Below are 13,200 nucleotides of genomic sequence, written 5' to 3'. Positions count from 1 at the left end.
AGCCCCGGCTAACCGACCGAGGCTTCTTTCCAATTTCAAACGTGTTTCAACGCTGAGAACTACTTCTTCAGCATCGCCCCACTCACGTACCAGCCGTCTTCTTCGGTGCGGGCGTACGATCCGGTCGGGCCGAGGTAGCCTTCGACTTGGGCGAACGGGGGCAGCTTACTGGCGTCGATCTGCTGCTCGCGTTTGGCCGTGTCGTCGTCCTGGCCCATGCTCCACACTTCGTTGATGAGCTTGCCCAGGGCCGATTCCGATTCCGGCATCTTGCCTTGCTGCATCAGTTCGTACGTGACGCGGGCCGCTTGATCGCTGCGGGCAAAGTGGCGGAAGCTATCGACTCCGCTACCCAGCACGGCCAGGGCCTTGTTCATCCGCTGATAGTCGGCGGCCTGGTCCAACAAGTTGGCGGCGGCACCGGCCTGCTTGGTCAGGATGACCTTCTTGATCAGCTCTTTGTTGTTGGCGAAGTACACCCAGTCGTCCACCACCGAAACGGCCGCGTTGGGAATCTTGGGCTTGTTGGCATCCCCTTGGGTGAACTGATTGTTCGCGGCGAACGAATCGGGGAAGCCAGGACCACTGATCACCAGCGTCGGGATTTCTTCTTCCTCTTCGTGGATCTCCCAGATCTCCTGGTCACCCACCACGTGCTTTTCGGCGTTGGGGTCTTGCTGCATGATTTGCGTGATGGCCGCTTTGACCGGATCGGCATTCAACAGGTGCACGGCCACCAGGCGCTGTTCCGACTGGGGCGTGATCGGCGTCTTCACGTCGACCAGCATGCAAACCTTGTCGTCCAGATGCTTGACGATCTGGTTGACCACGTCGACCTTCGGGCCGGCCGGGTCTTTCTCCAGGCTTTCGATCAGTTCGTCGAAGATCTCGTCGTCGGCGTATTCGTTGACGATCGTTTCACTGAACTTGAACGCGTCCTGCACGTTCCAGCGGAAGTCGAGGAAGGTCGCAATGTCGGCCGGCACCCAGTTGTGCGGCTGGAAGTTTGGATCGTTGGGGAAGTTCAACACGCGGGCCCCCAGACGGAAGCGCTCGCCCGTTTCGGCCTGCGGATCTTGCGGAGCGTACACAAACGAGCTGTGCACCATCTCCAACTGATCGCTGTCATTGGCGACCATGAAGTTGACGTAACCCCCCAGCCCCTTCACGGCGTCGAAACCTTGATTCCGCAGCAGGTGCAGCATGTCGGTACCGCGTTTCTTACGGCCCCCTTGCTGCGAGCGGATTACTTCGGCATAGCCAAACGGCTCGACGAACCACTCGAAGTCGTACGTATCCGGTCCGCGACCCTTGGCTGCCCGAGCGAGCACCGCTTCGAATGCTTCCAGCGAGGCCAGGTTATCCTGCTTGGCGGCGGCGATCGCTTCCAGGATGTACTTCAGGGTCAACTGCGAGTCGGTCGCGATCAGCAGGTCTTGTTGAATTGCGTAGTAAGCTTCGTTCGGGCCTGGCTTTTCGGCGTTAGGCGGAAGATCGAACTTGGTGGCGGCCACGCCGGCGATGGTTACCTTCGACTCTTTCGCGCCGTTGGCCTTTTGGTTCTTCGAGATCTTCGCCAGCAAGGCATCGACCTGGGCTTTCTTCCCGGTCACGTCGACCGTCAGCACGACGCCGTCCGACTTCTCGCCGTTGGGCTGATCGTTGGCAAAGCAGATTTCCCCGGCGTAAACGTCTTTCAGGTCATCCAGGTTGATGCCCAGCTTCACGCCGCCGGCGATCAGCTTTTGCTTGATCTGCTCTTTCAGGTCGTCCGTAAACGGCTTCATGACCGGGTCGGCCATCATTTTGCCGATCTGCGTTTCGTCGAAATGGGCGGAGGCCTGATCGTAGTCAGGGATCGAAACGTAGCTCTTGATGGTTTGGGGAAGCACGGTGGCTGCCTTTGGGGCGGCGTGTGCTTGTTGCTGAGCGTATGAAAAAATACCTACGCAAAGTAGGGCGAACCGCGCCCAGCGATATGCCTGCATCACAATCAAAACTCCTCCGCCTGAGTGAAACGGATTTCCCCAAAGGGCTGCCTGTCGTACATTCGGGAAAATCTGAGGTGCTATTTCTATCGGCAAATGCGTTTAAAATTCCGTCTTGGAACTGCCTCGGTTCCACGCATCTGGTGCGAAAACGATCACCGTCACATATAAGATGTAGCGATTAAACCAATTAACCAATCTCCCTGATTCTGCGAAACTAGCGAATCTGGTGCAAGCTCTGCTAGCCCAGCCTGCCCAATTAAACCCAAAGGAGTAAGGGTGAATCTCGATAAATTTGCCGCCGAGTCCCTCTGCTACGATCCCATCCACGGATATGTTCCCTTCGTCTCGGAAGGAACTTCCCCCGGAGAAGTCACCGAACGCACCATCATCGATCACCCCTGGCTGCAGCGGATGCGGCAGATTCACCAGTTGCAAACGGCCTGGTGGGTCTATCCCACGGCCGAGCATACCCGCTTTCAGCACATCATGGGGGTGATGCATCTGGCCAGCCGGCTGACGGGTCAGCTGTACCCCAGCCTGAAGCAGGTCTGCCCCGACACTCCTTCCCGCGGCCACGTCGAATCTCTCCTGCGAATGGCGGGCCTATTGCACGACGTGGGGCATGGTCCCTTCGGACATTTTTTCGACAGCCACTTTCTCCAGCACTTCGGCCTGACGCACGAATCGCTCGGCGCCCATATCATTCAGCACGAACTGGGGGATCTGCTTTCGCAGCTGCGGCGAAACCCCTACTCCGAGATGGAAGAGCACGAACAGATCAACCCCGAGCACATTGCCTGGATGATCCAGCGCCCCAAGCTGGGGGACGAAGCCGACCGCCCGCAGTGGCTCAGCTTTCTGCGCAGCCTGCTCAGCGGCATCTACACGATCGACAACATGGACTTCGTCCTCCGCGATGCCTACATGACCGGCTACAGCCAGCAGTCGTACGACCTCGAGCGGCTGATCCGTTACAGCTTTTTCACCGAAAAGGGACTCACCATCCACGAACGGGGCATGGCCGCGCTGATCCGGTTCATGAACGTACGGGCAGAACTCTTTCAAACCGTTTACTTCCACCGCGAAGTGATGGCGATCGACAAGACGCTGGAAGACCTGTTCGCCGAAAGCCGCCCCTGGATGTTCCCCGGCAACCCGATCGAGAACCTCGCCGCCTACCAAGGCTTCACCGAGTTCAGCCTGCTGGTCGATGCGGCCCGCTGGCATCAATCGGACGACCCGCACCAGGCCGAAGTCGGCCGCCAGTGGAAAGACCTCCTCAGCCGCAACATCCCCTGGCGTTTCATCTGCGAACGCTCGCTCCGCTTCGACGAAGGGGAAAGCCAGGAGATGACCATCTTCCGCAACGAAAGCTTTGCCCTGGCCGCGCTGCGCGAGGTGCTGCCGGCCGAGTTGAAAGAGATCCCGCTGAAGATCGCGTTGAACCGAACCGTCTTCCGCCCCAACACCCGCGGCCCGAGCGACCACCAGAACTTCATGTACGACGCCGCTCAAAAGAAGATCAAAGAACTCACCACCGATAAGATCTTCCGCTCCCTCCCCGTCAGCCGCGTCATCTGCCGCATCTACGCCCAAGAGGCCACCCTGGCCCCCAAGCTTTCCGCGGCCCTCGACCGCCTGGTAGGCAACCACGCGGTAGACGACCTGACGAACATGTAACCCACCTCCGGTCCCCTCGCACAGAGAGGGCTAGGGTGAAGGGCGAAGCTGGTACCAGTTCTCGATCGTTCCAAAAGAAAACCAACCACGGATCACACGGATAGGAGAAATAAAAATTCGAGTGCCACTGCCGCCTTCGGCAGTGCGAACCGGGTACCAGCTATCCACGGCAAGACGAGCCAGCCATGGCACTCATTCTCAGGTTTTCTCATCCGTGAAATCCGTGTCATCCGCAGTCAAAAACTTTTTTCCGCGCGCACTATCTTCCCGGCATCGCAGGCTGGTATAAGTAAGTCATCGCTGGGGACGCTTTCCCCACAGCATTATTTTCTGCTTGGTCCGATGTGACTTCCGTCCCGTCCGAAGACCACGTTTCCTGGCCCAAATCTTTTGGGCCAAGCCATCCCCTCTCAGCCCCTTCGAGGCTCGGAATTCCTTTGGACTGCTGGCCATACCAACGGTCCACCATTTGTTTTTCACGGTCGTAACACCTTCAACCCACGACAAACATCATGTCCCATCACCACGCACCCCAACCGGAAACGCACGGAGCGGACGCATCAGCGCACGCTTCGCAGGTTGCCGTGCGCAATGGGAACCGGCTTCTCTGCCCTTGCTGCGGAGAAGTTCTCATGATCCTGTCGGATGACGAACCGATCGAAACAACCTCGAACGAACCAATCGCAGACGATCCGTGGCTGGCGATCTCGCCCGATGGCCAACGGATGCCAGCGAGCAGACCTTCCCCCTGGGATGAAATCGCGCGTCGACAAGATGCCGCGAAGGAAGCGGCCTGGGAAGCATTCACCCAGGCCGAGAAGGCGAAGCAAGACGAACGGCATGCGGCGTTTCTTCAATCCGATGATCCCAAATTCTGCGCCGATTATTTGACGGTGCCGATCGATCCGGAGGTCGCGGCGTATGCGTTCCCCGACGAAGATCCGCCTCCGCTGCCGACATCGAAGAGAACAAGGTCGCCTCGCGTGCGAGATTCAAAACCATCCCGCGCTCGTGAAAAAAATTGGCGCGAAGTTGTGCTCGCAGAGCCGTACAGCTACCAGGAAAAACGCTACCTGGCGTGGACCTACTATCGGCTGAAGCTGCAAGACTTGGAGCTGCAGGAAAAGATTCGCGTGAAGCAGGCAAAGATTGAACGTCTGCGATGCGAACTGGGTGGCGCGATTGAAACACAGCCTTACGAAAAGCACTTGCCAGGCGACGACGTGCCGACGGTACGTCCGCATGTTGAGGTCGTCGAGTTCGATTTAATGTACTGGCTCGACCAGGCACGTCATGCGAACAAAGAGCATGCCCACGCGGACGCGGGCATGGTACCCGGAATCAACTCAACCAACGAACGCGGCCCACCAAAAAATCCTGTCCCCTCTCCCTCGCAGGGAGAGGGCTAGGGTGAGCGACTGTGTTTAATTTCAAGCCGTTTGGGGCGTGGTCTGCCATGTTTTTTGTTCTCGAAGCATGGCGTTGAGGATGCACAGTAGCTTTCTCATGCACGCCACGATGGCAACTTTCGCACGCTTTCCGGCGTCTCGCAGTCGACGGTAATACGGTTTAATCTTGGGATTGTGGCGGATCGCTGAGAGCGTCGCCATGTAGAGCGCGGAGCGAACGGTCGTACGCCCTCCCCACGTGGTGCGCACTCCGCGGAACTTGCCGCTGTCGCGATTGATCGGGGCCACGCCTGCCAACGCCGCGATTTGATGCCGCGAGCAGCTGCCAAGTTCGGGAAGTTCCGCCAAGAGAGACAGTGAAGTATGGGGACCGATGCCAGGAACACTTTTGAGCAGATCGTCTTTGGTTCGCCAAACAGGCGTCTGCTGAATGGTTTGCTGGAGGTCGCCATCTAGTTGATCGAGCTGACTTTGGAGCGTTCGAATCACGGCCTTAATGCTGCGCTGGACAAGCTTGTCATCCGACTGTTGGAGGCGGTTCTTCTCCGCCGTCAGCATGCCAATCAATTGTCGTCGACGAGCGATTTGCTGCTGCAAACGCAGCTGTTCTTTACTGGGAATCGGCCGAAACGTGAGGCGAACGGCTTGGCCAAACTCGGCCAGGATGCACGCGTCAATCTCGTCGGTCTTGGCCAACTTGCCGGTCGCGCGAGCGTAGTTTCGTACTTGCCGTGGATTGACGACTGCCACCGGAAGTAATGCGGCGCCCAGTTCACCAACGATGGCTTTCTCGTATCCACCAGTGCCTTCCAGAACGACTCCGTCAATCGAGAGCGACTTCAGCTCTTGAACAATTTGTTGATGGCCTTCCGGCGTGTTGGGCCATTGCCGTACGGCGTCACCGATCGCAACATCAAGTTTGTCTTTCGAGACATCAATTCCAATAAACATCAAATTCGAGCTTCTCCCTTCCTTGCTAATGCGGGCTTGCCAGGCAGCGGCCCCAGCGACTGTTCGGGCTAAATCTCAAAAAAGCGGACCGGTATCTAGCTCACCCACGGCCTCTGACGACCCGAGGGTTATCGATCTCGCGATCCGCAAAGCTATCCCACTCCGTTCGCTACGCTCACTACGTGGGATAGCTTGATTCCAATGTAAATCTAAACAGATTTCAACATACAAGGGTTTGTTGTGCGGTTATTGCCTTACATCGCTGGTCGAAAGTTCCGAAGTGATCGTGAACTTCGATCGCGCATGCGCCTGCATGCCGGCGGGGATAACCCCTCACCCTAGCCCTCTCCCCTCAGGGGCGAGGGGACAAGAGCGCGCGTGCGCACTTAACGACTAATCTTCTAACTCAAACCGAAAGTGAATTCACCATGGCCAACAACGTCAACGACGCCAGCAAACATTCCACCCCATCGATCGCCGACCGCATGAAGCAAATCTACACGCAGCTTCAAGCCGAGCTTCGCGCGAAGCAGGCAGAGATCGACCGCCTGCAAAAGGAGCTGGCGGCCGCGAAGGAAATGGATTCGAGCGAAGAGAAACCCTGCGTTCTAGAAAGTGGCGCAGAGGATAACAGGAGCATTGCATCGGCTTGGGAACATCCATCACGCATGCGCTACAAGCAAGCGACACGCCCCCTCTCCCCCGTAGACGGGGGCGAGGGGACAGGAATGGGTGCGTGCTCGCTGGTGCTTCTCTGGCTGGCATACCCTGCCGAAACGGGCCGAACTTCGTTAAAATCAACCGGTTCAGACGCCCATTCGCATCCACACAAGGGACCTCCACGTGTCGCACGAACAATACGAAAACCCGTTGATCTCTCGGTATGCCTCGCGGGACATGAGCTTTTTGTGGAGTCCGCAGAAGAAGCATTCCACCTGGCGGCGGCTGTGGCTGGCCCTGGCCGAGTCAGAACAGGAACTCGGGCTGACGATCACCGACGAGCAGCTCGCCGCGATGCGGGCCAACCTGGACAACATCGATTTCGACTTAGCTGCCCAGCACGAAAAGCGTCGCCGGCACGACGTGATGGCCCATGTCGAAACGTTCGCCGAAGCGGCCCCGGTGGCCAAGCCGATCATTCACCTGGGCGCGACCAGCTGTTTCGTGACCGACAACACCGATTTGATCCTGCTGCGGGAATCACTTCAGCTGGTTCGCGATCGCCTGGTGCGTTGCATTTACCTGCTGGCCGACTTCGCCAAACAGTACCGCGACCTCCCCTGCCTCGGCTTCACGCACTTGCAATCGGCCCAGCCCACCACGATTGGCAAGCGGGCAACGCTGTGGTGTTACGACCTGGTGCTGGACCTGGAAGAGGTCGAACACCGGTTGGCCCTGCTTCGCTTCCGCAGCACCAAGGGAACCACCGGCACCCAGGCCAGCTTCCTGGAACTGTTCCACGGCGATCACGACAAGGTGAAGAAGCTCGAGAGGCGCGTCGCCGAGAAGATGGGCTTCGATCAGCTATACGCCGTCACCGGGCAGACCTATTCGCGGAAGGTCGATACCCAGGTGCTCGACTGTTTGAGCGGCATTGCCCAGTCGGCCCACAAGATTGCGACCGATATCCGCATTCTGGCCCATCGCCGTGAACTGGAAGAACCGATCGAGAAGGATCAGATCGGCTCGTCGGCGATGCCGTACAAGCGGAACCCGATGCGCAGTGAACGCATTTGCGGGCTCGCCCGGTACGTGATCAGCAACCAGGCCAACGGAGCCAACACGCTGGCCACGCAGTGGATGGAGCGCACGCTGGACGACAGTGCCAATCGCCGTTTGAGCCTGCCGCTGTCGTTTTTGGGAATCGATGCGATCCTGATCATCCTGGCCAACGTGTGCGACGGGCTGGTGGTGTACCCGGCGCTGATCGAGCGCAACCTGGCCTCGGAGCTGCCTTTCATGGCGACCGAAAACATCATGATGGCCGCCGTGAAAGCGGGCGGCGATCGCCAGGACCTGCACGAAAAGATTCGCGTTTACTCCCGCGAAGCAGGGGCACGCATCAAAAACGAAGGCCTCGACAACGACATGCTGGCCCGCATCCAAGCGGACCCGGCATTCCCCAAGTTCGACGCGGAAGAAATTCTGCAACCACTGAAGTACGTCGGCCGCGCCCCCGAGCAAGTCGACGACTTCCTGGCCGACGTCATTCAACCGATCCGCGATCGCTACGCCCACGTGACGCTGGAGAATGAAGAGCTGAAGGTTTAACGCTTCAGGCCCACGAAACCGGGTCCCTTCGCCCCTGCGGGGAGCGGGTCAGGGCAAGAGGCATCTCCGCAGGTAAGCAGCGTTTGAGCGATGCGTGTTGGGAGTTTTTGCCTGGCGATGCTAAGGTAAAGCTCGGTCAAAAATCCCTCACCCTAGCCCTCTCCCTTCAAGGGAGAGGGGACATGAGAGAGAGAGAGAGAGAGCCTAGATCAAATCGACGCGGCGTTTTTTGCGGCGGGACTTTTTCTGGCACTCGTCGCAGACGCCGTTGATGATGAAGCGGTGGCCGGTGGCACGGAACTGGTGCTGGCGAGCCACTTCGTCGCGGAGCTCTTTCAGTTCGGCACTTTGAAATTCGATCAGCTGCTGACACTGGGTGCAGTAAAGGTGATCGTGATCGGGATAGCCATAGTCGTGTTCGTAAACGGCTCGGCCGCCGATTTCCATCTTTCGCAGCAGACCGGCTTCGACCAGTTCGTTCAGGGTGCGGTAAACGGTCGGGCGACTGACTCGGTCAGAGCCTTTACTGTGGTGCGAGAGTTCGTCGATCAATTGATCGGCGTCGAAATGCTCGTGGTGGCTAAAAACGTGCTCGATGAGGATGCGACGAGGCTGCGTGATGCGCTTTCCCTTACTTTTAAGGTACTCCTCGAACCGCTCCATCGGGCTAAGAGCTACGTCGACGGCTTCCAAAGCAAACGGATCAGACATGGGAATCTCAATAAGGACAACAAAGGCTTCGGCTTTATTGAGACTGAGTTGCTTTATCTATCTAATTACAGGTTAAGAAGATACGCTACTTACGGGGTTATTCAGTCTCAATACGGAATTCTAGGCCAAAGTCGCCCTGCTACAAGCCCAGGCAGGCCGATTTCGGTCAGCAAATTCCGCGGAGACGAGCCATAAAAAAACGGGCCGCCCCCAATGAAGGATGCCGCCCGCGGTGATCGGTTTTCTAAGTTGTTTGATGCTGGCTAGTTTAGCCAATTTCATCCAAGAGACGTTCCAGGGCCAGATCGAGCTTGTCGTCGGTCATGTAGGTGCCATCAGCGATTTGAGCTTTGATCTGGGCGACTCGATCGGCGCGAATGTCCGGAATGTCCTTCACCTGGCTGGCGAAATCGGCTTCGTGCGAAATATCAAGTTCATCCACGGTATCGAATTGGGTGCGGCTGTCGACGGCCGGGGCCTGCGGTGCGTGATGCGGACCTCGGATGGACTGTGCCGGGTGAACTGCGGTTGGGCCATTAACATGCATGGTAAATCCTAACTCCCTTTGACGTCTTTGTGCTCGAGTTGTGGGTTGATTGGGCCACTCAAGCGAGACGTCCCTAAAATCATGACCGGAATAGGAGGTCTGGGTTTTCCCTAGTTGGTGTGCCCGGCTTCTTCGGACAACCCGAGGGAGGCAGTTTCCCTACCTCGCAAATATAGTTCATTGGCGTCTTCCATGGTGCCGTATTCCGTGTCAGTGATAGCCATCCGTGTGAAGCAAGTGACTAACGGCGAAGAGTTTGTCAGGAAGTACCCTTCTTATCGACTTGCTAGCACTGGAGATTCAGCCATCCTTGACTCGGTCTCGTTATGCAGTCCCTGGCAACGTCGCCGACCAGGCTACCTCTTACGGACCGGCAAATTAAACCGATTAATCGGCTTTTTCCGGCCCCTGGCACTGCCATCGGCGGCGAATACCTGCCTTGCGTATCGCACAATCGTTACGACTGGTCCACGCAAATGGTTTGCCAAAAATTACGGCGTTTGTCTGTCTGGCGACATTTTTTCGATGCCCTCAGGCAAACGAGCCCGAGAGTACGGCAATTGTCGAAATGGCTCAATCGCAATTGCGACCGTCGTGGACTGAATCTTGAGAAATTCCGGTCTACGACTGGGAATTTCCTGGAATTATTTCCACCTATCGGGAAACCGTTCCCTCGTTTCACACGTTAACCTTACAGAGGGGAACACGGTTCTTTCCAATGAAGGTCAGGCAATTCGCCTCAGATCCGCGCGAGACGAGCGAATAAGGCTCTAGAGAGGCCTCGGTTCACTTTTCGAGCGAAGTCTGGAAGCGGGAACGCATAACCCGAATTGGGTATCCCATACCCTTCCAGAAACTTTGATTGTGACTATGAACCCCATAGACAATCACCTAATGCCATGGGATCCCACATTATTCCTATTGCAAGGGTGAGCCTTTTTTACTAAATCTTAGAATCACGTGAACACGCGGAGCCGATTTCACGTCTAAGATTTGAGTAGATTACGCGTCCAGTGCAGCGCAGGACTTGCTGCAGTCAGCTACAGGGAACGTAGCGAACTTTCCCCAGGGAGTTCGCTAATGAACGACTCGCTTTTCGACACCATGCAAATCAAGCTGGAAGACGCCCGAGACCGGGAAGAAGCCTCCATCATGGTGGGCCTGGCGCCTTACATGGAGCTATCCGAGTGGATGGACCAGCAACTCATCAAACTGCGCCTCGAGTTTCACGACTTTGAGACCTCCAAGTCCCAACGCCTTAGCGATTGGGCCAAGGTAGCTCCTCATTCGTAAACTAGTTGTTAGCGCCGCTATCCATTCATCCTTCCTCCTTTCTGGCGTCCACAAAGCTTCAAAAATGACCTAAACTAAGAGTGTCCCAAAAATTTGGGACACTCTTTTTGTTTCTTGAATGTAAAGGCAACCATGTCGCAAGAACCACCTTCGCTCGACATCATCAAGCAACAACTTCGCCAAGGGCAGAAGATCGAAGCGATCAAAACGCTGCGAGAAGAATCGGGCATCGGCCTAAAAGAAGCGAAAGAACAAGTCGATGCGATCCAAGCCAAGATGATCGCCGATGGTGAGGTTCTGCCCAAAGCCAGCGGATGTGCCGGAGCGCTAATCCTGTTTGCCGCCGGCCTGGGTAGCTTCAGTGCCTGGATGCTGACCTGATTCAAATTTCAACCGGCAATCTCTGGCACCACTTGGTTTCGGCAGGGCAACTCTTGTGGTCGTAACGTTCGAATCATCGACTCAACGGTTTTAGGTGCCGATCGACTTTTCTTATCGACCGTCGCATTGTCTCAGCCTGCCGTTCTCATGTGAAGGCAAAATCTTGCGGCGTTTTCTTTCGTTATCGAAACAGCGTGCGCAAATTGTCAACTTGATGTTCGCAAAAGTGCCTTGTTCGCCGATTGCATCCAGGTTTTATTGGCTAGTACCCTTTGAAAACCGTGGATGAAATCGTGGAACTTGCAATGCGTTGGAAATATTCACTCTCCTGGCTCCCCCTCGTACTTTGCTTGCTGGTTGCCCCAGCACAAGCTTCGGCAGACGATGCCCCATCCCTGCGCGTGATGACATGGAACATCTGGCACGGCGGTAAAGAGGACGGAGCCGAAGTCGGGGTGCAGCGCGTGATCGAGGTCATCCAGCAAAGCCAGGCCGATGTGATCGCGATGCAGGAAACGTACGGCTCGGGCGAAAAGATTGCCGACGCGCTCGGTTATCACTTTCATCCGCGCGGTACGAACGTCTCGCTGCTGAGCCGTTACCCGATCGTCGAAGACATTTCGGTCTTCCAGCCGTTCAAGTGCGTCGGAGCGATTGTCGAGTTGCCCTCGAAGCAGCGCGTCGCTTGCTATTCGATCTGGCTTCCCTACGGGGCTGAGATCTGGGCACCTGGCACGCGAGACGTAACGGACCAGCAAAGCATGCTTGCTGCCTGTCAGCCTTCGCATGAAGATCTTCAGGCGATGTGGAAATTGATCGAACAGCGGCTCTCCGACCCGCAGTACGATGGCATTCCGATCGTCATCGCCGGCGACTTCAACAGCATGTCGCATCGCGACTACATCGCTGCGTCTCAAAACGACTATCAAGCGGTCGTCGACTGGCCAACGAGTCACGTTCTGCCGGAGGCTGGCTTCCGCGATGCGTGGCGCGAGCTGCGTCCTGAAGTCGATCGAACACTGGACAGTACCTGGACGCCCCGCTTCCCCGAGCAGGAACAAGATCGCATCGACTTCATCTACTATCGCGGCGGCGGACTGCAAGCGACGGACGTGCAGCGGATCAACACGCACGCCCAAAAGTTCCCCTCGGATCATGCGGCAGTCGTCGCCCGGTTCTTGCTTTTGAAGGACGACAAGTCGACCCAGCGGCTGCGAACGGTCAGCTACAACATTCGTCACGGGGCCGGCAACGACTGGAAGGTGGATCTCGAAAAAACGGCCGCCTTGCTGCGGAACCTCTCGCCTGACGTCGTCGGCCTGCAAGAGGTCGACAACGGCGTCAAGCGAAGTGGCAACATCCCTCAGGCCGAAGCACTCGGCAAACAACTCGGCATGCATGCGGCGTTCGGCAAGTTCATGGATCTGCAAGGAGGCCAATACGGCATGGGGCTTCTTTCGCGCCATCCGATCGAGTCGGTAACCGAAGTCCAACTGCCCAAGGGAAACGAACCCCGCGTGGCACTCGCGGCACGCATCGCACTCCCTTCAGGTCAGTCGATCGTGGCGGTGAACGTTCACTTCGACTGGGTTGATGACGACACGTACCGCTTCGCTCAAGCCGAAGCCCTGTCGAAGTACCTCAAGCAGTTGGACGTGCCGTACATTCTTCTGGGCGACTTCAACGACGTACGCGGCTCACGAACGCTGAAGCTATTGAGCGAGAACACCATCGAAGCGAAGAAGCCTGAAGATCGCCGCCTGACCTGGCCCTCGGACAAACCGGAAATGGAAATCGACTTCATCTTCGGATCGCCTGCGAAGCGATGGTCGGCACCCGTCTGCCGCGTGCTGGAAGCGCCCGAAACGTCGGACCACTGCCCGGTGTTTAGCGTGTTGGAACTACGCCATCGCTAGTACGGTTTGTGCGGCAGATACTTCGGCAAAAATGTCTCGTTTTTCCTTTA

Annotated in this window: 10 protein-coding genes; 6 read left to right on the top strand and 4 right to left on the bottom strand. The window is 57.0% G+C overall.

Features of this window, described 5'->3' with window-relative positions:
* Window positions 1–59: 59 nt before the first annotated feature.
* Window positions 60–1,892, bottom strand: coding sequence for a hypothetical protein (locus Pan97_RS07190; RefSeq protein ID WP_144971434.1), 1,833 nt, complete (start codon window positions 1,890–1,892; stop codon window positions 60–62).
* Window positions 1,893–2,267: 375 nt separating this feature from the next.
* On the opposite strand from Pan97_RS07190, the gene Pan97_RS07185 reads away from it, so the two are divergent.
* Complete coding sequence (locus Pan97_RS07185; RefSeq protein WP_165698647.1) at window positions 2,268–3,671, top strand: HD domain-containing protein; 1,404 nt, start codon at window positions 2,268–2,270, stop codon at window positions 3,669–3,671.
* A gap of 512 nt (window positions 3,672–4,183) precedes the next feature.
* Entirely contained in the window at window positions 4,184–5,080 is an 897-nt protein-coding gene (locus Pan97_RS07180; RefSeq protein WP_144971433.1) for a hypothetical protein, read from the top strand.
* 21 nt (window positions 5,081–5,101) lie between these two features.
* Here Pan97_RS07180 and Pan97_RS07175 read toward each other — a convergent pair whose 3' ends face one another.
* Window positions 5,102–6,031, bottom strand: coding sequence for an IS110 family RNA-guided transposase (locus tag Pan97_RS07175; protein ID WP_144971316.1), 930 nt, complete (start codon window positions 6,029–6,031; stop codon window positions 5,102–5,104).
* 843 nt (window positions 6,032–6,874) lie between these two features.
* Between Pan97_RS07175 and purB the strand changes: the two genes are divergently transcribed.
* Window positions 6,875–8,302, top strand: coding sequence for an adenylosuccinate lyase (gene purB / locus Pan97_RS07170; RefSeq protein ID WP_144971432.1), 1,428 nt, complete (start codon window positions 6,875–6,877; stop codon window positions 8,300–8,302).
* A gap of 204 nt (window positions 8,303–8,506) precedes the next feature.
* Here purB and Pan97_RS07165 read toward each other — a convergent pair whose 3' ends face one another.
* Together Pan97_RS07165 and Pan97_RS07160 are read right to left on the bottom strand one after the other, a co-directional pair.
* Window positions 8,507–9,013 (bottom strand): Fur family transcriptional regulator, encoded by a 507-nt coding sequence (locus Pan97_RS07165; RefSeq protein ID WP_144971431.1) that lies wholly within the window; start codon window positions 9,011–9,013, stop codon window positions 8,507–8,509.
* 268 nt (window positions 9,014–9,281) lie between these two features.
* Window positions 9,282–9,560, bottom strand: a complete 279-nt coding sequence (locus Pan97_RS07160; RefSeq protein ID WP_144971430.1) for a flagellar biosynthesis anti-sigma factor FlgM — start codon at window positions 9,558–9,560, stop codon at window positions 9,282–9,284.
* A 1,080-nt stretch (window positions 9,561–10,640) separates the two neighbouring features.
* On the opposite strand from Pan97_RS07160, the gene Pan97_RS07155 reads away from it, so the two are divergent.
* From Pan97_RS07155 to Pan97_RS07145, 3 genes are all read left to right on the top strand, one after another.
* A complete protein-coding gene (locus Pan97_RS07155; protein ID WP_144971429.1) occupies window positions 10,641–10,853 on the top strand; it encodes a hypothetical protein in 213 nt (70 codons plus the stop codon).
* A 132-nt stretch (window positions 10,854–10,985) separates the two neighbouring features.
* On the top strand, window positions 10,986–11,234 hold the full coding sequence (locus tag Pan97_RS07150; RefSeq protein ID WP_144971428.1) for a ribosomal protein L7/L12: 249 nt from the start codon (window positions 10,986–10,988) through the stop codon (window positions 11,232–11,234).
* Window positions 11,235–11,539: 305 nt separating this feature from the next.
* Complete coding sequence (locus Pan97_RS07145; RefSeq protein WP_144971427.1) at window positions 11,540–13,150, top strand: endonuclease/exonuclease/phosphatase family protein; 1,611 nt, start codon at window positions 11,540–11,542, stop codon at window positions 13,148–13,150.
* Window positions 13,151–13,200: the final 50 nt, after the last annotated feature.

The sequence above is a fragment of the Bremerella volcania genome (genome assembly GCF_007748115.1).
GTDB lineage: Bacteria > Planctomycetota > Planctomycetia > Pirellulales > Pirellulaceae > Bremerella > Bremerella volcania.
This window is presented reverse-complemented; position numbering and strand designations above follow the sequence as displayed.

What these genes read in the sequence shown, in the direction of transcription:
- Pan97_RS07180 (WP_144971433.1), top strand. Translation starts at nt 4,184, where the DNA reads ATGTCCCATCACCACGCACCCCAACCGGAAACGCACGGAGCGGACGCA.
- Pan97_RS07175 (WP_144971316.1), bottom strand. Translation starts at nt 6,031, where the DNA reads ATGTTTATTGGAATTGATGTCTCGAAAGACAAACTTGATGTTGCGATC.
- Pan97_RS07165 (WP_144971431.1), bottom strand. Translation starts at nt 9,013, where the DNA reads ATGTCTGATCCGTTTGCTTTGGAAGCCGTCGACGTAGCTCTTAGCCCG.
- Pan97_RS07160 (WP_144971430.1), bottom strand. Translation starts at nt 9,560, where the DNA reads ATGCATGTTAATGGCCCAACCGCAGTTCACCCGGCACAGTCCATCCGA.
- Pan97_RS07155 (WP_144971429.1), top strand. Translation starts at nt 10,641, where the DNA reads ATGAACGACTCGCTTTTCGACACCATGCAAATCAAGCTGGAAGACGCC.
- Pan97_RS07150 (WP_144971428.1), top strand. Translation starts at nt 10,986, where the DNA reads ATGTCGCAAGAACCACCTTCGCTCGACATCATCAAGCAACAACTTCGC.
- Pan97_RS07145 (WP_144971427.1), top strand. Translation starts at nt 11,540, where the DNA reads ATGCGTTGGAAATATTCACTCTCCTGGCTCCCCCTCGTACTTTGCTTG.